Below are 17,913 nucleotides of genomic sequence, written 5' to 3'. Positions count from 1 at the left end.
TAGGTGCCATGTTTGACAGACTCGTACTCAGTTGAAGTGACAGACCTCCGCAGGGAGTTCAAGAGCAAGTCAGGGCCAGTGGTGGCAGTAGACGGCATCAGCCTGAACGTGGGGCAGGGAGAGATCGTCGGGGTCCTGGGGCCGAATGGAGCAGGGAAGACAACGATGATCAGGATCCTCTCGACCCTCCTCCTTCCGACCTCGGGCTCGGCCAGGGTGATGGGCTTCGACGTAGAGCACGAGCCAGAGAAGGTGAGGCACGTGATCAACATGGCCAGCGGGGCCGAAAAGGCGGGGTACGACTTCATCAGCGCAAAGCGCAACCTCTGGTTCTTCTCGCAGCTCTACGGGATCCCGAGCGAGGTCGCGGAGAAGAGGATCAACGACCTCTCCGAGATGCTGGGCCTCACGAAGTACCTGGACAGGAAGTTTTACGCGCTGTCCACTGGGTACAGGCAGAGGGCCACCATAGCGAGGGCATTCATCAACGACCCGAAGGTCGTCTTCCTGGACGAGCCGACGATAGGCTTGGACGTGATGACGGCCAGAAGCATCAGGGAGTTCCTCGACCGCGAGGCAAGAGACAAAGGAAGGACCATCATGCTCGCTACTCACAACATGGCCGAGGTGGAGGCGATCTGCGACAGGGTCGCGATCGTGGACAAGGGTAAGATGATCGCTGACGGCACGCCCTCGGACCTCAAGAAGTCCCTTGGGGTCCCGGCCCTCGTCATGGAGGTCGCCCCTGCCATAGGCAACATGGACATGCTAACGCAGGTCCCGGGGGTGAAGGGATTCACCTCCTCGACCGACGAAGAGAGGGGACTCTCCACCGTCCAGGTGGTAGTCGAAGACGACGCTGCAGCCCGCAAGGCCGAGGAGGCGATCCAGTCGGACGGCCACAAGGTCGTGGCCTCGTGGCGGAAGCAGGCCACCCTGGAGGAGGTCTTCGTCGCGCTCGTAGGCAGAGGCTTCAAAGAGAGGGAGGAGCAAGATGGCCGTTAGCCCCTGGATCAGGACGATGCGCGCCCGGGCGCTGGTGAGGCTCTGGAGCATCTTCGGCGAGCCACTCTGGATAGTGGTGAGCATGGGGTTCCCCGTCCTCTCATCGCTCGCGCTCTCGCTGCTTTACTATAGCATAGGCGCCGCAAACTACGTGGGATTTGCGGTGCTTGGAGGCGTGATGGTAGCGTTCTGGGGGAACGTGCTCTGGTCGATGGCGAGCCAGTTCAACTGGGATAAGCAGGAGGGGCTCTTCGAGATCTACCTCACATCGCCCGCGTCGATTACAGCGATCCTGATCGGGATGTCCGTAGGCGGAATAATCGGGACGGTCCCCTCAGCCATCATAGTCACCGCGATCGGCTGGCTCCTCTTTCACCCCGTCGTGAACGCGAGCTGGGGCCTGGTGGGGCTCAGCTTCGGCCTCACCCTCGCGTCTCTGTACGCCCTCGGCATGACCCTGTCTTCGCTCTACCTTACGTACGGAAGGGAAGCGGAGTCCATGAACGAAGTCCTGCAGGAGCCGGTCTCGATGCTCTCAGGAATCTACTTCCCCTCGATTGGGCAGGCTTCGAGGTTCCCCTTCGCAGTCCAGGCGGTGGCGTCCCTGATTCCCCTGACGATCGGAATGTACGCTCTGAGGCTGACCTTGTTCTACGCGGCGCCCTGGGACGCGGTCTGGCCCAGCCTCGCAGCGCTCGCGGTAATGGCAGTCGTCTTTCTCGCCATCTCGAAGTTCTCCCTCAAGGCGCTGGAGACCAGGGGGAGGAGGGAGGGGACAATAACGGTGAGGATCAGATGAAGAGCACCCGGTCCGTCTTCGCCTCGGCATGGATGGGCATCCAGCACGACCTGGCGTGGACGACGCCACCGCTCTCCTTGGCGCTCCGGGCGGTAGCGCCCTTCGCTTCGGCCATGACCGTGTCGATAATCTACTGGTTCGGGACGACGAACAGTGGTGTCGTATTCAGCCCTGCGAAGCTGGCCTACGTGCTGGTTGGTTCTACCCTTTATGCCCACGTGGCGTCCTACGCGTGGGTCCCCACGATCGCCATAGCTGAAGGAAAGAACCTCTCGGTCTTCCCACACATCTACCTGACCGCCCGATCGACGGCGCTCTATGTGGCAGGTAGGACTCTGTCCGCATTCGCGATCTCAACAACTACTTCCTTGGCCGCCCTCGCAGTGGCGACCTTCACGCTGGCTGGCTTTCTGGCCACCTCTGTGCCTCTGATCATAACCCCGACCTCGGTCCTCCTGCTCGGCGTGGCCCTCGTGGCCAACATACCTGCCGCGCTCGGCCTAGGGTACTTCCTGGGCGCATACTCCCTCTACGCAAGCAAGTTCGAGTGGTCGCTCCCGGGCTACGTCGCAGGACTGCTGATGGTCTTCTCCGGGGCCCTGTTCCCTCCGACGATCCTCCCCTACCCGGTCTCCGCCGGGGCGACCTACCTCCCCTTCACCCAGTTCATCGCCGCAACCCGGGACGCGCTCATCTACAACCAGGTGGGAGACTACTTCTACTCGCTCTCAATCTGCGTGGCCGGGGGCCTGCTCCTCCTCGGAGCAAGCCTCTGGGTCTACCTCGCGGCAGAAAGGAAGGCGCGGAAAGACGGCGTCATCGACAGAAGGCTCGCCTAGACAACTGACTTTGCCATGTAGGGACCGAGGCGCTCGTACCCTAGCTTCCTGTAGTAGTTTCTCGTCCCCACCGCACTCGTCACAAGGACCCTTCTCGCTCCCTGCTCCCGCGCCAGAGCCTCCGCTATGCCCATGAGCGAGGACCCGAGCCCCGAGTGCTGCCATGCCCGGCTGTCCCTACCCCCTATCTCAAGGGCCCTTCCATAGACCCTCAGCTCTCTGACTATCAGACTTCCCGATGCTTCGGCTCTGTGGGCGCGTGGGGATGGAATTCGGGCGCGCACGAATCCGGCGATCCTCCCCGACCTCTTGAACTCGTAGGAGCCGAAGACCTCGGTCCCACCCGACGCCTCGTACCTCTGCTCTGAGTATCTCAGCGAGTCGTCCTCTTCCAGGGCCTCGGGCTCGTCGAGGGCTACCTCTCGACATCGGATGCAGCGGCAGGAGATGCCCTTCCGGGTCGCCCTCTGGAGGACGAGCTGCCTGAGGTTGCCCTTGTTGACTCCTCCGGAGATCTCCCGCTCGGGTATCTCCCTCTGGATCCTCATGATCCTGTGCCAGGACGGGATGGCCCTCTTCATCTCGCTGAGCAGTTCCACGACGGTCTCGAGCCCGTAGGGAACAAAGAGGCCGGCCTCGAACTGCCTTGCGAGCGCTGTTCCGGGGACCACCAGCGTGGGATATACCTTCATCATGTCCGGCCGATAGTCTGGGTCTTCGAAGAGGCGTCTCAGATCCTTCAGGTCTTCGTCGGGGTAGGCGCCCGGTAGTCCGGGCATCATGTGGACTGCGACCTTCAGACCCGCGTCTCTGGCCACCCGCATGGCCTCGACCGCGTCGGCGACTGTGTGTCCCCTGTTGGCCTTCGAAAGGGTCTCGTCCCTAAGGGTCTGCACGCCGAGCTCGACCCTGGTGACGCCGTACTCGAGCATGAGGTCTGCGTCCTGAGGCCCGCACCAGTCGGGCTTCGTCTCCAGGGTGAGCCCGACGCACCTGCTGCGTGCCTCCTCGTTCGAGGACTGGGCCGAGGCGAGGCTGCTCGAAGGATGTCCGTTGAGCCCTTCGAAGACTCCTTTCACGAACGAGACCTGATACTCTGCGGGCACGGCCAGGAAGGTGCCCCCTTCTATGATCGTCTCCACTTTGTCCGTAGGATGCCCGTTGGCCCTGTACTTTGCCAGCGACCGCTCCACCTGGGCCGAGGGGCTGAAGTTCAGCTCCAAGGCTGCCGCCATTCCCGGGCTTTCGGGAAGGTAGCTCTGGGGCGTCCCGAACCGCGGCCCTCCAGGGCAGAAGACGCAGGTTCCGTGAGGGCAGCTGTAGGGCGCCGAGAACGCAGTGACGACGACTATGCCGGAGGCGCTCCTTCGGGGATGCACCTTGAGGACCTCCTCGACCTGGCCCCTCATGCTCGAGGAGACGGCGGAGAGTATCTCCGAGTTGGACGGAAATCTGCCTAGGCCGAAGAGCCTCGCTGCGGTCTTCTTGAGGCGCTCGACTTCCTCGTGGGTGAGCTGACCGCGCTCAAGAGACTGCGCTATGAAAGCGAGGGCATCAGAGTCTCTCGGCCCTTCTTGCAGCGTCACCTGCGCAGCCAGTTCTGGCCCGGCTTGCGCTTCAGCGTGAATCTCTTTTCGAAGGTCCGCTTGTTCCTTACCTTCGGGATGGCAGCCCTCTTCGGCTTACCTTCAAGCTTAGGGGTCTGGCTCCGGACCTTACCCGCCTTTGTTAGACTACCGTGCGTCGGCGTTTCTCCTCAAACCTCCCACTTTGTCCGGCGGGGCACGGTAAATTAAGGTTTTGAGGTGACTGGACGTTCTTCAAAGCTCAATAACCAACCCTCAGTGCGCGGCCCATTGGTCTCCGCGAGGCTCGGAGTTGGCACCTTAATCGGAGCGTTTGCCCTGACCGCATGGGTCCTGACCGTTCTGAACATCGGACTGATGATGGGCACGCCCTCCCTGCCAATCGACATCGCGACCCTACTGATATTCGTCTCCGCCTGGACCGTTGGGATGGTCGCGATGATGTTCCCCACCGCAATGCCGATGCTGATGATGCTCCTGCACGTAGGACGCACTTCGAAGCCGGATGTGAAGGCCGGAGGCGGACCCAATGCTGCAAGCGCGGTCACCTTCGTGGGCACATACCTAGGAATCTGGGTCGCGACCGGCGCTGGGTTCTTCGTGGGGGCGGCCATCCTCTTCGGGCTCCTCCCGCTCTCCGCGACAGTCTTCATCGCGACCCCCGTCGGGATAGGCTTGGCGCTGCTGGTTGTCGCGGCCTACCAGCTCTCGCCGGTCAAAGGGGAGTGCCTTTTCAGGTGCCACCCCACTTCGTTTCTCTTCAAGTACTACAGAGGCGGGATCAAGGGCTCGGTCAGGATGGGCTATGAGTACGCCAAGTATTGCGTAGGGTGCTGTTGGGTCATGATGGTCTTCCTCCTCGTCTCAGCTTCTATGGGTCTCGTCTGGATGGCAGGATTCGCGGCCGTGATCTTCGCGGAGCGGACCCTCCCCCTGAACAAGTGGGTGCCGAGGCTCTTCGGCCTCGGGTTCTTGGCGGCGGGATCTGTCCTCATTCTGACCTAACCTACAAAGCGGCGCCTTACATGGATAAATAACCCCGCAAGGCGAGTACCTCTGTCGGTCTCATTGGCAGAAAAATGGAAAATAGAAGGAGACTGGATCAACTCCTGCAACTGCGACTCCGGGTGCCCATGCCTATTCTACTCGGACCCGACCAAGGGCCACTGCGACGCCTTGGACGGCTTCCACATCAACAAGGGCAAGTACGGAAACGTCAAGCTCGACGGGCTCAACGCGGTCATGGCTTCCCACTCACCAGGCAACTTCTGGAAGGGGAACTGGACCGCGGCGCTCTACCTTGACAGCAGGGCCAACAAGGAGCAGCAGGCAGCACTGGAAACCATCTTCGGCGGGAAGGCTGGAGGAGCCCCGTCGTTGCTCGCGGGCCTCATCTCTGACCTGAAGGGGCTGAAGTGGGCAGCGATCGAGTTCGACGCCAAGAAGATGTGGGTCAAGGTGCCAGGAGTGCTGGAGTACCAGCTCAAACCAACAGAAGGCGGAGACAAGAAGAAACCGATTCAAGTCGCCAACCACCCGCTCTCGCCAGCCGTCAACGCCATGAACATGGGGATGGGGGTGATGAGCCACTTCAAGGACTATGGCCTTGAATGGGACAACACGGGGAAGGACGGCAACTACTCGGGCTTCCAATTCTCGGGCCCCTAGCAAGCGCTAGGGCGCTCCTTTTTTGTGAAAAGGTCCCGCTAAACGCTTTAAACTGCTGAGACTGGAGCGGGCCAGACCTAGACAATGTCAGCGGAACCTGGTACGACTGAAGACCTTCAAGCGATCAGGACGAAGAGCATCCAGGCCGCAGAGCAGGCCATCAGGGAGGCCTCCTCCCGGCCAGACCTGCACCTCGTCCAGGCGATCCAGGCCCTCGACGACACTGACAAGTATCTGAACGTGACTTCGACGAGGGCCTCGGAGTGGTACGGCCTGCACTTCCCCGAAGTGGCGCAGATGATGCAAGACACCATCGGGCTCTGCAAATTAATCGCCGAGCTGGGCGGGCGCTCAGGGTTCACCGCGGAAGCGCTGAAAGGCCGCGGGCTGACCGAGAAGAAGATAGAGGCGATGACGGTCGCGAGGGACCGATCCAAGGGAGGAGAGATTTCAGAAGGAGACCTGAAGAGGGTGAGGGCCCTTGCCAGCCTTGCCCTGGAGCTTTCCTCTCAGCGTGAGAGCCTGAACGGGTACGTGGAGTCGCAGATGAAGAAGGTCGCCCCCAACGTAACGGAGGTCGCGGGCGCCACAATCGGTGCTCGCCTGATGGCCAAGGCGGGCGGGCTGGACAGACTCGCGGTCATGCCGGCGAGCACAATCCAGATTCTTGGAGCGGAGAAGGCCCTCTTCCGGTCGCTGAGGACCGGGGCGCGACCCCCGAAGCACGGCATCCTGTTCCAGCACAACGAGGTGCACACTGCCCCCAAGTGGCAGCGGGGAAAGATAGCAAGGACCCTGGCGAACAAGATCGCGATCGCCGCCCGAGTGGACTACTACAGGGGGACGGAAGAGTCTACGATCAAGGCCGGCCTCCAGAAGCGCATCGAGAGCATCAAGGAGAGGTACAAGGATCCGCCCCCCAGGAGGGACGACAGGTGGGAGCGGCCTGGACAAGACCGGGGCAATCCGAGGTATAGAAAACAAAGGCGACGATGAGCTCAATCCTCAGAGAGCGCAAGAACGGACGGGACTTTCTCCTTACCCGTAACCTAGCGCCGGGCATCAGGGTCTACAACGAAGACCTCGTGTTCAGGGGTGGCGTCGAGTACAGGACGTGGGACCCCTTCAGGAGCAAGCTCGCGGCAGCCATGCTCAAAGGCCTGCCCGTGGACTCGATAAGGGAGGGAAGCAGGGTGCTTTACCTCGGGACCTCCACCGGGACCACTTCCTCCCATGTTTCGGACATAGTAGGGGAGAAGGGCTTGGTCATAGGAGTGGAATTCGCCCCCCGGGTGGCAAGGGAGTTCGTCGAGAAGGTCGCCCGCCAGAGGAGGAACGTGATACCCTACGTGGCGGACGCAAGAGACCCCGAGAAGTATGCGATCTCCCAGGTCGATGCGGTCTACTGCGATATCGCGCAGCCCGACCAGACGCAGATTGCCCTCGCCAACTGCCGCAGGCTACTCAAGAAGGGCGGGACCCTCTTCCTGGTCGTCAAGGCGCGGAGCATCGACGTCCTCAAGGAGCCTTCAAGGGTGTACGAAGAGGAGCGGTCCAAGATAGAGGCGGATGGGTACAGGGTCCGCGCGGTTGTTGAGCTCTCGCCCTTTGAGAAGGACCACGCCCTCATCGTCGCTGAGCGCCCCTAGAACGCAGAATCCAGCGTCTCTTGGAGGCGCGCCCAGGTCTTCCAGCTACCCCGGGCGAAGTCGGGGAGTGGGGCGCCCCGTCTCATGCGCTCTGAGAAGAAGACCCTGGTCGCAGGGTCGGAGGGGTACCCTGAGCCGAAGTCTCCGAGCCCGTCCTTGAGCCGCTCGATGCTTCGGTCTCTAAGGACCTTTGCTACTATCGAAGCGGCCGAGACCTCGGCGAAGTTCCTGTCGGCCCGGTGCAAAGAGAGCACGGCGCACGGTTTTCTTAGGTGGTCCGAGATCACATTTCCGAACCTCTCCGGAACGGCGTCGGCCGCGTCGACGGTGACCCGAGGAGCCCCGAGCTCGTCGATGACTCGGGCGAAGTATTGGGCCTCCAGGTAGTTGAGCTTCCGATACTTCCGGCCGGTCCTGACGACCCGGTCGATTTCGCCGGGCGGGATCTCTTCCCAGTGGACTCGTTCGCTCACCTTCAAGATCTCGCCGTAGAGGTGCTCCCTCCTGCGGGGGGAAAGGGACTTTGAGTCACGGACTCCGATCTCTTTCAGCAGCTCCTCGCCGCGCCTGCTCACACTGACCCCGGCCACCACGAGAGGCCCGACCATACACCCTCTCCCTGCCTCGTCCACGCCCCCGAAGACTTCCGCGGACTCTGTTGTCACGCGCTCATCTCGACCTCGGCCCACCAATCGAGTCCATGACCGAGTCCCCCAGGGCGGCAGGGACCTCTTCTCTGTTGTCTGAAGTTACCGTGACCGTTTCTGCCGCGACTCCCTTTATCTCGTTGAGAAGGTCATCGTCCAGCCTCTCATGAATCACCACCAGCATCGGCTTTCCAGAGCCCATGCAGGTCTTCACCGCGCGCCTGAACTCTGGGCTCACGAGTTCGAGGGGCCCGACCTCGTCCACCACTATGACCTCAGACCTGACCGCCGCCCTTTCAAGGGCTTCGGCCCCGATCGAGGCCAGGTCTCCGAGGTTGACCCTGTATCTCCCGACTTTCGGGCCCAGCCGCAGCTTGAGGGACGCGAGCTCGCCCCTTCTTCCGTCCGTCAGGTCCAGTATCTCGAATCCAATTCTTGAGCCCCTCCGCCTCACCTCCGCTGTGGAGCATCCGCCGACTATCAGCCCGGCGCTCTTGAGCCTCAAGACCACCTTCGAAAGGACGGTAGACTTGCCCACTCCGGGAGGGCCGGTGATAGCCCAGATCATCTTGCCCGTCACCTCGCAGGGCGGGTAGAATAACCTGCGGGAACCCCCGCAAACTCAAGCCTTTTCCCATCTGCTGGGCCCCGCTCCTCAGATGATGAAGGTGAGGGTCGTAGAAGGTAAGACTCGGCTGGTCGTCCCTGCTAGGAGCCTCGAAGGCGCGCCCCCCTCGCAGAGTCCCGTCTTCTTCAACCCGGCGGCCAAGCTCAACCGCGACGTGTCGGTCTCCATCGCGGCAGCCGCGCGTTCGAGAACGTTTTGCGACTCGCTCGCGGGCGTGGGATCCCGGGGCCTGAGGGTAGCGGTCGAGTCGGGGAAGGCCGAGTCAGTCGCGCTCGTGGACTTCAACAAGGAGGCCCTGAAGCTGGCGCGCGAGGGGGCGAGGCTCAACAGGGTCGCAGGGGTGTGCCAGGTGGTCCACGGGGAGTCCAACTCCTTCCTCTTCGGGCGGTTTGGGAGGCTCCAGAAGTTCGACTCTGTGGACGTCGACCCCTTCGGGAGTCCCATCGGCCACGTCCAGGCCGCGGTGAGCGCGACCGCAAAGGGAGGGATCGCCTCTTTTACGGCGACCGACACTGCGGCGCTCTGCGGCGTCTACCCCTCTGCGTGCAGGCGGAGATACGGGGCGGAGCCTCTCAACAACTCCTTCCACCACGAGACGGGGATCAGGATCCTGCTGGGAGGGGTAGCGAGCCTTGCTGCCTCGCTCGAGATAGGCGTCGCCCCCGTGGCTGTGCACAGCTCTAGGCACTACATCAGGGCCTACGTCAGGGTCGAGCCCGGAGCCTCGAAGGCCGATGCGGCCATCGCGCACCTCGGGTACCTGGTATCGGGGATGGGCTGCAGGCACATGCAAGTCTCAGACAAGCGCTCTGAAGCATGCGCGACCTGCGGTGGCAAGGCTCGTTCAGCCGGACCTCTCTGGAAGGGAGGGCTCGCGGACGGGGCGCTGACCCGGAGCGCCGAGGAAGCCGCGAAGACGAGAGGTCTACTGGACGCCGAGAGCCTCCTCGGACGGCTCGAAGCGGCGGACGACTTTCCACCCTGGAGCTTTAGCATAGAGGAGGCATGTTCTTCGCTAGGCGTCGCGACCGTTCCCCGCGGGAGCGTGCTGCGCCACTTGGCCGAGGCCGGCCACACCTGGGGGGAGCAGCCTTTCGAAAAGACGGGGGTCAAGACCAACGCGTCCTATGACGAATTCTACAGTGCTGTCAAGGAGTCGACCGTGCGCTTAGGCCGATGACGGGGAGGCATCGCTCGCCTCCTGGGCGCCGGGCTTCAGGCCCTCGCAGTAGTAATAGAGCTCAGAACTTGCGTTCCTGCTTGCTGCGGGCTTCAGGACCCGCACGCTCTTGAAGGTCGCCCGGAGCGAGACCCTCACTTCGCCGGAGCGCTCGCCCTCGAAGAGCTTGAAGAAGGCGCGGCCGTCGGGGGGGAGGAGGTCTCTGGAGAGCTCGATGGACCTCAAGGTCAGGTCAGTCTGCTTGGTCTGGTCCAGTTCCCACACCCCCGAGACCTCGGGTGACAGGTCGGAGAGGACCACGTCCGCCGGGCCCCCAAGAAGGGCCCTCACCCGTTGAAGGACGGCAGGGTCCTTTATGTCAATGACAAGGCTCTGGACGTTCCTCTCCTCCCTCAGGCGCACGTCGTTCAAGTCCACCCCGACGACCTTCCCCTTCGGCCCAACGAGGCGCGACGCGACCTGCAGCCAGCCGCCGGGCGCTGACCCGAAGTCGACGACCCTGTCCCCTTCCCTGATGATCTGGTACTTCTCGTCGGCTTCGATGAGCTTGAAGGCGGCCCTGCTCTTGTATCCCTGTTCCTTCGCGAGCCGGCGGTACAGGTCCCGCCTGGCTTCGTGGAGCCTCATCCCGAGGCCCTGTCAGCTTCCGGGGGGCTCGTGAGCGACTTGGCTCCGTGAGGCCTCGCCTCCGTCGTCATTCGGTTGGCCTATCTTGCGGGGACGGCGCTCGGCTCTGCAATCCGCCCTTGCGCAATCCTAGCTTCTTCGATCACCCAGGGCCCGATCCACGGACAGACGTACGGGCTAATCTCGCCGTCGATGGAGCACTTCGGCTCGTACTGGCAGACGATGCAAGGGGCCTTCTCGATGGAGGTCATGTCGGTCGGGAACCTCAGCGGCGTCAGCTTGTAGGTCCACCTCCCTTCTTCGAGGACCTTGACGCGTCCGATGAGCCCCCTCCGTTCGAGCCTGATCGCCAGCCTTGAGCCATCCCTGCTCGTGAGACCCAGCTCCTTCCAAATCTCGCTCTGCAGGACTCCGTCCCTCCCTCTCTCTACGACGAGCTTGTAGACCCTTGATGTGAGGTCGACCAGCTCCTCCTCGGTCCGTTCGACTGGCAGCGAAGGCCCGGCTGCTTTCCTCGCGACGCGGGCCTTCTTCTGCGCCGCGGGCTTGCGCGCCGGCTTCTTTGCAGGCTTGGCCTTCATTTCGCCGGACCGAACTCCATCCTGATCACGAAGTTGTCGAGGATCTCCCTGCAGCGGTTCCTGACCGTGACCTCGGTCACCTCAGCGAACTCGGCGACCTCCCGCTGGGGAAGGCGCGCCCCGATCATGACCGACGACAGGTAGACGTAGGCGGCGGCGAGGCCGGCCGGGGCCTTCCCGCTCGAGATCTTCGACTCGCTGGTCTTGCTGGAGAGAGTGAGGGCCAGGTGCTCGACCCTGGGGTCGATCTTTGCCGTGTTCACCAGCTTCGAAATGTACTTCTCGACCGACGGGGGAGGGACGTACTCCTTCTCGACCTCTTTAAGCACCAGGCGGAAGTACCTGGCGACTGTCCCCTTCTCCATGCCTGCAGCCCTGGCGACTTCCTTGAGCGTCCTCGAGACCCCGCACTTCCTGCACGCGAGGTAGACGGTCGCGGCTGTCATGCCGAGGATGGACTTGCTCTTCGCGACCTTCATGCGGGCAGAGTTGCGATAGATCAGTGCCGCGGTCTCCGCGACATTGTCCGGGAGGTTCAGCGACTGGCACAGCTCGCCAATCTTGGAGAGAACGTTGGAGAGCCCCCTCTCCTCGCTGTTGATCGTCCGGGTCCTGCTCTGCCACTTGCGCATCTTCTCGACGGTCGCCCTCATGGCCGGGTCGAGGTACCTCCCGTGGGAGTCGCGCATAGAGCGGCTGATCTCAGTCGTGAGGCCCAGGTCGTGGAGAGCGAGGGTCGTGGGCGAGCCCACCCTCACCCTCTTGTTCTTCTCCTCCAGGTCCATCGCCTTCCATTCGGGTCCCTGGTCGGCCGGAGCGTATGTAACGTAGCCGCAGGTGGGGCAGACCTGTTCTCCCTTCTCTAGGTCCCCGATGAGCTTGTTACCGCACACTGGGCACGAAGTCCTGAACGCGTCATCTCGCCTGGCGTTCCAAAGGCTCATGTCTTTCTCAGCCCTCGGCGAACGCAGGCTCGCCTGGTTTGGGGTCCCTGCTGCTCGACGGTGCGAGCGAAGCGTAGGGGGCCCTTACACCGCCGATTATCTCCACCACCCTTCCGAGGCGCCTCCCTTTTTCGTCGAGGACATACGACCCCGGGCGGACTTCCCTGGATAAGCGAATCAGAAGCCGGCCGCTCCTAGCGCGGTGAAGCAAAGAGCCGACTTGTAACAAGAAACTCTCGCGAGCCCATCCTCTCCTTTAAACCTTCGCAGGATTGGCCTCATTTTTTCCGAACTTGGGCCTGCTTCCTCTGGGCCAGTCCCCTGACCGCAGAAAGTTCCTTGGCGACCCTGAGGACCAGGGCCGCCTTTGGAGGGGCCTTGGCGACGGAGACGTAGCCGGAGTCTCTGGAGGGCCCCGAAGGGAATCGCCCTGCCTGGGGAAGGGGCTTCAGGTTGAGCCTCCTGCAGGCCTCGTCCAGTTCCAGAAGCGTCGGCGTTCGAGTGGCAAGACTCAGTGGCACCCTTCGCCCGTCGGAGCGCTTCAGCTCCGAGTTGAAGTAGTCTAGCCAGAGGACGAATCTTTCGTATTCTTTCATTTCTTCGTGGTGAGGACGGCGTTCACAGCTCCGTCGTCCGTGGGCCTTGAAGAGACGACCGCTTCCCCTGCCTCGGTCTCTATCACAGCGCCCCTTGTGATCACGCCCCTGCGTTCGTAGTCCCTGTTCGCCGGGCTGCGCTTGACGCGGAGGATCTTCGACTTGGTCGTCTTGCCCGAAGCGTCGGAGACATTGGCGAATTCAGACCTGACCATCCCAGTCGAGTTCTTGCCTCCGCGGAGGCGGGAGGACCTGAAGGAACTCGGACCCACGGTGGGTTCGATGGGATACCCATCCCGCTCAGAGGCGAGCCTCCCCCTCGATGGGCGAGACCTTCCACCGGTCGGCTTGCGCTTCGTGAGGTTTTCGATGGGCCTTGTCAAAGTACCGTCTTGCCTTCTTGGGCCCGCCGCTCTTGGCCTGATGTTAAGCGTTTTGTTAACGCAGAGACAGGGTCCGAGACTCGAGCTGCTTCTTGAGGGACCCGACGTCTGTGCTCAGGCCGAAGTATTCGGAGAAGCGGCCTGTCGTCTTGTAGGCCTTTCCCCTCCCCTGCTTCTCGCTCGCGATGAACCCGACCTCCTCCAGCTCCCGGAGGTGCTGGTATACCGCGGAGCTGCGCCGGAGGACGAGCTCGCTCGCGGGTATGGGCTGGAAGAAGGCGATGAACGAAAGGGTCCTCATGGCTGCCTTCGAGAGGAGGGGCTTCGTGGCGTACTTCCTCGCGACCTGGGTGTACTGGGCCTTTAGCTGCATCGCGAACCTGGGCCCCGGGTATTCCACGACCTCCAAGGCATTCAGGGCCGAGTTGACCTGCCTCGCGACCTCCCTTGCGACCGCCACGGCCCTCCTTTCAGAGGCGGTGCCAGCGACCTTGGCAACCTCTGCCGAGTCCAGCGGCCGTCCTGCAGCGTAAAGGGCCGCCTCGACCCTTGCAAGGACTTCCTTGGGGACCTGAGGCTGGACCTCAGTCAAGCTGGCCCACCGAGACCACGAGCGCGTCCACGTCTTCCTCCTCCTGGTTTATGACGACCTCTCCGTTGCTTGCTGCGAAGAGGAGGAGGATGAAGACTCGGGCCGCGTCGACAGGTTCGAGGCCTCGGATCAGCTCGGAGAGTAACGACTTCCCGGTCGCCCGCAGCCTCTCCACGAGGATCTTTCTGAACTCGGACAGGAGCGCCTGGAGCGAGATCACGTAGTCGTCGAGGTTGGGAGGGGCGAGTTCCGCGACGCCCAGGAGGCCCTGCTCTGGACCTTCCTCTTCCGACGTGACGATGCCCTGGAGGATGCGGCCCAGCTCGTCGAAGAGCTCCTCAATGTTCGTCGAGTACACTTCGTACCTGAAGGGCATGACTATGATCTGCGGCGGCTCAGAGGCGTCGATGAGCCTGCCCTTGGCCCTGAGCCTCTCGAAGAGGAAGAGGGTCTCGACCTTGAGCCTGTAGATCGTAGCTGAAGAGAGGGCTGCCGTGCCCGCGGCTCGCATGTCGATCAGGTCCGGGCCCGATATCGCCTTCAGAAACATGTCGAGCAGCTCCGACAGGTTGATCTCCCAGGGGCTCTTCCTCTTGGCCAGGGACGGGTCTACGAGGACGTTCAGAGGAGGCCTTGACAGCAGGGAAGAGTCAGCCACGCTGGGCGACCTCTGCCGGCTTGTAGTGGACGACCCTGGAGACCCCGCCGGCCGAGTAGACACCGTAAGTGATCTTGCTCTCCGAGACGAAGACGTCGCGAAGCGTGATCGCTATGATCTGGGCCTCAGAAGACCTCTCCTTCAGGAAGCGGGCAAGGCTGTTCGAGTTGACTGCGTCCAAGGCGGCGTCGATCTCGTCGAAGAGGTAGAAGGGGTGCGACTGGACTGCCTGCATCGCGAGGATCATCGAGACCCCGGTGACGGCCCTCTGCCCTCCGCTGTGCTGGGACGACTCGCGGAGCCCGTTGCCAAAGTCAGCGCGTAGGAGGATTCCGCCCGAGAAGAGCTCCTCGGGGTCCTCGAGCTCCAGAAGTGCCCGGCCGCCCGTCAGGCGCTCGAAGATGTCCTCAAACTCCTTGCCCACTTTGTCGAAGGCGGCCATGAAGACCTTCTTCTTCTCGGACTCGACGCTCTCTATGAAGCCGATGATCGAGTTGCGCTCCCTCTCCAGGTCGTTGTGCCTCTCCGAGAGGCTCTTGTAGTTCAGGTACATGTCGGTGTACTGGCGGTCCGCGCCTCGGTTGACCGAGCCGACCACACCCTGGTACTCAGACTGAAGCTCGGAGAGCAGTGAATCGCTCGTCTCGAAGAACTCGAGCTCCTGTGCGAACCCGAGCATCCTCAGGCTCCCCAGGGCCTCCTCCACCTTGTCTTGGGTCGCCTCAGCCTGGCCGCTCACGGAGAAGAGCTCCTTCTGGGTGGACGTTGCGGAGCGGGAGATGGCGTCCCTCTCCTCCTTGAGCCTGCGCGCCTTCGTGTCGAATTCGTCCAAGACAGGCTGGCTCTGCTTGGATGAGTCCATCAGCTTCTGGATCTTCTGCTCCATCGCCGACCTCTGCTCCGAGAGCCCGCGTATCCTCCGGGGGGTCTCCCTGACGAACTGCTTGTCCGACTGGAGGTTCTCGACCGCGCTTTCCAGGTCGAGCTGGTTCTCCTCGAGGGCCCTCTGCAGGACGTTCTCAAGGTTGGCGCGCTCCCTGTTCATCAGCAGGTTGAGGTCCTGGATCCTGTTCCTGATCGAATCGATCTCCGAAGAAGCCGACTGCTTGGAGGCATCAAGCTCGGCGAGGTGGGACTCGAGCCCGAGCTCCTGGGACTCTGAAAGAACCTGCTGAAGCGACGCGATTCCCCTCGAGATCGACTCCTTCCTGTCTGACCCCAGCTTGAGCTTCGCCTCGAGCCTCGAGACGACCCCCAATTGTCTTTGGTATTCCGCGCTCATGTTCCTGAAGATGCTCTTGTACCTGTTGGACATCTTTGTGATCGTCGTAGCCTCAGCCTTGAAGCTCGTGGCAGTGACTATGGTCTTCACCCTCTCTTTCATCAGGGACCTGCTCTGAGACTCGATGGAACCGAGCTCTGACTTCCTCCTGTCGATGGCCCCTTTCAGCGCCCCGACAGCGTCCTCGACCTCGCTCATCCCTTCGAGGTTCTCCAGGCCCTCCATCAGGTTCATCAGGATCTCCTGGTATCCGTAGGTGAACGCCCGGCCGCCGGGCTCGAAGATCTCTCCGTTCACCGTGACCGCCCTCACGCCCTCCGAGGCCATGATGTACCCCAAAGCCTCGGTGTCGACGAGTACAGAGTCGCCCGCGAGGAAGTTCACGAGCCCCTGGAACTCCTGTTCGCACCGGATCACGGCGGAGAGCGGGCCCATGATCCCAGCCGACCTTGAGACGTCGACGGCCTGACTGGTGTCGACCTCGCTGAGCGGGATGACCGAGAAGGCCTTCGCCTTCAGCGACTTCGCCGCTTTGATGAGCTGCGTCATCGACCTGAGGTCCTGCACTACGAATGCGCCCATCCACCTGCCCATCACAGCGTTGACAGCCTTGGAGTACGACTGGGGGAACTTGACGAGCTGCCCCAGCCGGCCCACGTATCCCGGGACGCCGCCGTTGTCGCAGTACTCCTGGAGCTTCAGTTGGCCAGCCCGCTCGCCAGCGAGGCTCTCCGACATGTGCCTGAAGGCCTCCTCCTTCGAGACCTCGGCCGCCGCCCTCTCGAGGATCTTCGATGCCCCCTCGATCGACGAGACGAGCTTCTCTCGCGTCTTCTCGACGCCTGAAAGGTCCTCGTCCAGCTGGCCTAGCTCCTTGGTAGAGCCGTCGTAGAGCTCGAAGAGCTTGGTCGTGTTGGCCTCCAGTTTTCCAAGGACCTCTGAATATCCGTCCACCCTCAGCTTGAGCTCGTCGAGGCGCTTGCCCTCGGCGCTGAGGCCCGCATTCGCCGCGTTTATCCCGAGCTCTATCTGGCCGAGCTTCTGGGCCAGGTCGACGAGTTTGAGCTGGACCCTTGCGTTCTGCTTCCCCTTCTTGTCGATCGTCGCTCTGAGCTCCTCTCCTGCTTTGAAGAGCTCCTTGAGCCTCGAAGCCATCTCCGCGTGCTTCGCGTCAAGCTTTCCGATGTCTGCTGTCAGCTGCCTGACGTTGGAAGAAGCGGCGTTGAACTCCTTCTGCTTGGCCGAGACGACCTGCTTGAGCTGAGGGACCGTGTCCCCTTCGAGCTCGGCGACGTTGGCCTCCGCCGACTTCAGCTGAGCCTCGAGCGACTCAAGCTCGTTCCTCAGCTCAGCAAGCTGGAACTGGAGCTCGACGTGGCTTGCTCCGCCTCCCTGTATGACCTCCACTATGAAGCGGGTCTTCTCCGCTTCGACCTGGGCTATCCTGTTCTCAAACTCGACCATGCGGGCGTTGAGCTCGGAGAGCCGTCCGCCCACCTCAAGCTCCTGAGTCCTGAGCGAGGAGAGGCGCCCCCTCAATTCGCTTATCCTGCGCGAGGTCCCGACAGCGGTCAGCCAGTTGATCTGGCCCTCGAGGAGGTTGAATCGGACCAGGTCGTTCCTCTGCGAGTCAAGGGACTCCAGGGTGTTCCGCATCTCGCCGATCCTTGCCATCGCAACCTCGAGCCTCTGGTCGGCCTGACTCAGCTGGCGCTGCGCCTCGGACTTCCGCTCGTCGAACTTTGATATTCCGACGACGCTTTCGATCAGCCTGCGCTTCTCCTCGGGAGTGAGGTCGGCGATCCTTGTAGCTGCTCCCTGAGCAACGATGTTGAAGCCGCCCGGAGAGAGCCCGGCCAGGTCGAGGACCTCGGTGAGCGCAGACCTCGTGCTCTTGCGGCCGTTGACGTAGTACAGGTTTTCTCCGTCGTCCCTGAGCTCCCGGGTGACGGTCACGAGGTCGGAGTCGACTGGTATCGACCTGTCGGCGTTGTCGAATTGAAGGGTCACTCTGCAGCCCCCGAGCTTCCCGGTCGACGGAGTGGTGTCGCTCTTGGGGTCGAAGATCAGGCCAGTGAGCCTGCCGTTCGCGGCTCGCAAAGCCTTCGGAGAATTCTCTCCGATGGCAAAAGTTATCGCGTCCGCGATGTTGGACTTTCCGCTCCCGTTGGGTCCCGTGATTACTGTGAATCCTCTTTCGAAATTAATCCCCGTGGGGCGGGGCCCGGACGACTTGAAACCTCGCATCT

20 protein-coding genes and 1 pseudogene are annotated in these 17,913 nt (G+C 62.3%); 8 read left to right on the top strand and 13 right to left on the bottom strand.

Annotated features, from left to right (window positions below; genetic code table 11):
• Window positions 1-12 precede the first annotated feature (12 nt).
• The 3 genes from HY247_01360 to HY247_01350 are packed head-to-tail and all read left to right on the top strand — an operon-like array spanning window position 13 to window position 2,643.
• Window positions 13-1,005, top strand: a complete 993-nt coding sequence (locus HY247_01360; GenBank protein ID QQG48991.1) for an ABC transporter ATP-binding protein — start codon at window positions 13-15, stop codon at window positions 1,003-1,005.
• A complete protein-coding gene (locus tag HY247_01355; GenBank protein ID QQG48990.1) occupies window positions 995-1,804 on the top strand; it encodes an ABC transporter permease in 810 nt (269 codons plus the stop codon). Before HY247_01360 ends, HY247_01355 begins: the two co-directional genes overlap by 11 nt.
• On the top strand, window positions 1,801-2,643 hold the full coding sequence (locus HY247_01350; protein ID QQG48989.1) for a hypothetical protein: 843 nt from the start codon (window positions 1,801-1,803) through the stop codon (window positions 2,641-2,643). The genes HY247_01355 and HY247_01350 overlap by 4 nt, the downstream gene beginning before the upstream one ends.
• Here HY247_01350 and HY247_01345 read toward each other — a convergent pair.
• Complete coding sequence (locus HY247_01345; protein QQG48988.1) at window positions 2,640-4,229, bottom strand: tRNA uridine(34) 5-carboxymethylaminomethyl modification radical SAM/GNAT enzyme Elp3; 1,590 nt, start codon at window positions 4,227-4,229, stop codon at window positions 2,640-2,642. The two genes, HY247_01350 and HY247_01345, sit on opposite strands and share 4 nt — an antisense overlap.
• Window positions 4,226-4,390: pseudogene (locus HY247_01340) on the bottom strand (30S ribosomal protein S30e). The gene HY247_01345 and the pseudogene HY247_01340 overlap by 4 nt, the downstream one beginning before the upstream one ends.
• A gap of 109 nt (window positions 4,391-4,499) precedes the next feature.
• Between HY247_01340 and HY247_01335 the strand changes: the two are divergent.
• From HY247_01335 to HY247_01320, 4 genes are all read left to right on the top strand, one after another.
• Complete coding sequence (locus HY247_01335) at window positions 4,500-5,234, top strand: DUF2182 domain-containing protein (GenBank protein QQG48987.1); 735 nt, start codon at window positions 4,500-4,502, stop codon at window positions 5,232-5,234.
• 63 nt (window positions 5,235-5,297) lie between these two features.
• Complete coding sequence (locus HY247_01330; protein QQG48986.1) at window positions 5,298-5,897, top strand: DUF1326 domain-containing protein; 600 nt, start codon at window positions 5,298-5,300, stop codon at window positions 5,895-5,897.
• A gap of 84 nt (window positions 5,898-5,981) precedes the next feature.
• Entirely contained in the window at window positions 5,982-6,893 is a 912-nt protein-coding gene (locus tag HY247_01325; GenBank protein QQG48985.1) for a hypothetical protein, read from the top strand.
• Entirely contained in the window at window positions 6,890-7,546 is a 657-nt protein-coding gene (locus tag HY247_01320) for a fibrillarin-like rRNA/tRNA 2'-O-methyltransferase (GenBank protein QQG48984.1), read from the top strand. The genes HY247_01325 and HY247_01320 overlap by 4 nt, the downstream gene beginning before the upstream one ends.
• On the opposite strand, the gene rnhB is transcribed toward HY247_01320, so the two are convergent.
• Together rnhB and HY247_01310 are read right to left on the bottom strand one after the other, a co-directional pair.
• Window positions 7,543-8,154 (bottom strand): ribonuclease HII, encoded by a 612-nt coding sequence (gene rnhB / locus HY247_01315; protein QQG49515.1) that lies wholly within the window; start codon window positions 8,152-8,154, stop codon window positions 7,543-7,545. The two genes, HY247_01320 and rnhB, sit on opposite strands and share 4 nt — an antisense overlap.
• 61 nt (window positions 8,155-8,215) lie before the next feature.
• Window positions 8,216-8,761, bottom strand: a complete 546-nt coding sequence (locus HY247_01310; protein QQG48983.1) for an NTPase — start codon at window positions 8,759-8,761, stop codon at window positions 8,216-8,218.
• Window positions 8,762-8,852: 91 nt separating this feature from the next.
• Here HY247_01310 and HY247_01305 point away from each other — a divergent pair, with 91 nt between their 5' ends.
• Window positions 8,853-10,001, top strand: coding sequence for a hypothetical protein (locus HY247_01305; protein ID QQG48982.1), 1,149 nt, complete (start codon window positions 8,853-8,855; stop codon window positions 9,999-10,001).
• Here the strand turns inward: HY247_01305 and HY247_01300 are convergent.
• The 9 genes from HY247_01300 to HY247_01260 all read right to left on the bottom strand — a co-directional run bounded on the left by HY247_01300 (window position 9,990) and on the right by HY247_01260 (window position 17,911).
• Window positions 9,990-10,628: an RlmE family RNA methyltransferase gene (locus HY247_01300; GenBank protein QQG48981.1), complete on the bottom strand. Its 639-nt coding sequence runs from the start codon at window positions 10,626-10,628 to the stop codon at window positions 9,990-9,992. The genes HY247_01305 and HY247_01300 overlap by 12 nt on opposite strands.
• 80 nt (window positions 10,629-10,708) lie before the next feature.
• Entirely contained in the window at window positions 10,709-11,095 is a 387-nt protein-coding gene (locus HY247_01295; GenBank protein ID QQG49514.1) for a winged helix-turn-helix transcriptional regulator, read from the bottom strand.
• Between the two features lie 110 nt (window positions 11,096-11,205).
• Window positions 11,206-12,153 (bottom strand): transcription factor IIB, encoded by a 948-nt coding sequence (locus tag HY247_01290; protein QQG48980.1) that lies wholly within the window; start codon window positions 12,151-12,153, stop codon window positions 11,206-11,208.
• A 7-nt stretch (window positions 12,154-12,160) separates the two neighbouring features.
• Entirely contained in the window at window positions 12,161-12,382 is a 222-nt protein-coding gene (locus HY247_01285; protein QQG48979.1) for a hypothetical protein, read from the bottom strand.
• A gap of 49 nt (window positions 12,383-12,431) precedes the next feature.
• The gene (locus HY247_01280; GenBank protein QQG48978.1) at window positions 12,432-12,749 is read right to left on the bottom strand and encodes a hypothetical protein; all 318 of its coding nucleotides are present in this window, start codon (window positions 12,747-12,749) and stop codon (window positions 12,432-12,434) included.
• Window positions 12,746-13,132 (bottom strand): 30S ribosomal protein S8e, encoded by a 387-nt coding sequence (locus HY247_01275; GenBank protein ID QQG48977.1) that lies wholly within the window; start codon window positions 13,130-13,132, stop codon window positions 12,746-12,748. The genes HY247_01280 and HY247_01275 overlap by 4 nt, the downstream gene beginning before the upstream one ends.
• Window positions 13,133-13,187: 55 nt before the next feature.
• Window positions 13,188-13,724 carry an SMC-Scp complex subunit ScpB gene (locus HY247_01270; protein ID QQG48976.1) on the bottom strand — a complete coding sequence of 179 codons (537 nt, stop codon included), beginning with the start codon at window positions 13,722-13,724 and terminating at the stop codon, window positions 13,188-13,190.
• Complete coding sequence (locus HY247_01265; protein ID QQG48975.1) at window positions 13,717-14,382, bottom strand: hypothetical protein; 666 nt, start codon at window positions 14,380-14,382, stop codon at window positions 13,717-13,719. The genes HY247_01270 and HY247_01265 overlap by 8 nt, the downstream gene beginning before the upstream one ends.
• Window positions 14,375-17,911 carry a chromosome segregation protein SMC gene (locus tag HY247_01260; GenBank protein ID QQG48974.1) on the bottom strand — a complete coding sequence of 1,179 codons (3,537 nt, stop codon included), beginning with the start codon at window positions 17,909-17,911 and terminating at the stop codon, window positions 14,375-14,377. The genes HY247_01265 and HY247_01260 overlap by 8 nt, the downstream gene beginning before the upstream one ends.
• Window positions 17,912-17,913: the final 2 nt, after the last annotated feature.

Source organism: archaeon, assembly GCA_016432545.1.
GTDB lineage: Archaea > Thermoproteota > Nitrososphaeria > Nitrososphaerales > Gagatemarchaeaceae > UBA183.
This window is presented reverse-complemented; position numbering and strand designations above follow the sequence as displayed.

Coding starts and splice junctions, on each gene's coding strand:
- HY247_01350 (QQG48989.1), top strand. CDS start 1,801: ATGAAGAGCACCCGGTCCGTCTTCGCCTCGGCATGGATGGGCATCCAG.
- rnhB (QQG49515.1), bottom strand. CDS start 8,154: ATGGTCGGGCCTCTCGTGGTGGCCGGGGTCAGTGTGAGCAGGCGCGGC.
- HY247_01260 (QQG48974.1), bottom strand. CDS start 17,911: ATGCGAGGTTTCAAGTCGTCCGGGCCCCGCCCCACGGGGATTAATTTC.
- HY247_01325 (QQG48985.1), top strand. CDS start 5,982: ATGTCAGCGGAACCTGGTACGACTGAAGACCTTCAAGCGATCAGGACG.
- HY247_01305 (QQG48982.1), top strand. CDS start 8,853: ATGATGAAGGTGAGGGTCGTAGAAGGTAAGACTCGGCTGGTCGTCCCT.
- HY247_01310 (QQG48983.1), bottom strand. CDS start 8,761: ATGATCTGGGCTATCACCGGCCCTCCCGGAGTGGGCAAGTCTACCGTC.
- HY247_01280 (QQG48978.1), bottom strand. CDS start 12,749: ATGAAAGAATACGAAAGATTCGTCCTCTGGCTAGACTACTTCAACTCG.
- HY247_01320 (QQG48984.1), top strand. CDS start 6,890: ATGAGCTCAATCCTCAGAGAGCGCAAGAACGGACGGGACTTTCTCCTT.
- HY247_01300 (QQG48981.1), bottom strand. CDS start 10,628: ATGAGGCTCCACGAAGCCAGGCGGGACCTGTACCGCCGGCTCGCGAAG.
- HY247_01355 (QQG48990.1), top strand. CDS start 995: ATGGCCGTTAGCCCCTGGATCAGGACGATGCGCGCCCGGGCGCTGGTG.
- HY247_01290 (QQG48980.1), bottom strand. CDS start 12,153: ATGAGCCTTTGGAACGCCAGGCGAGATGACGCGTTCAGGACTTCGTGC.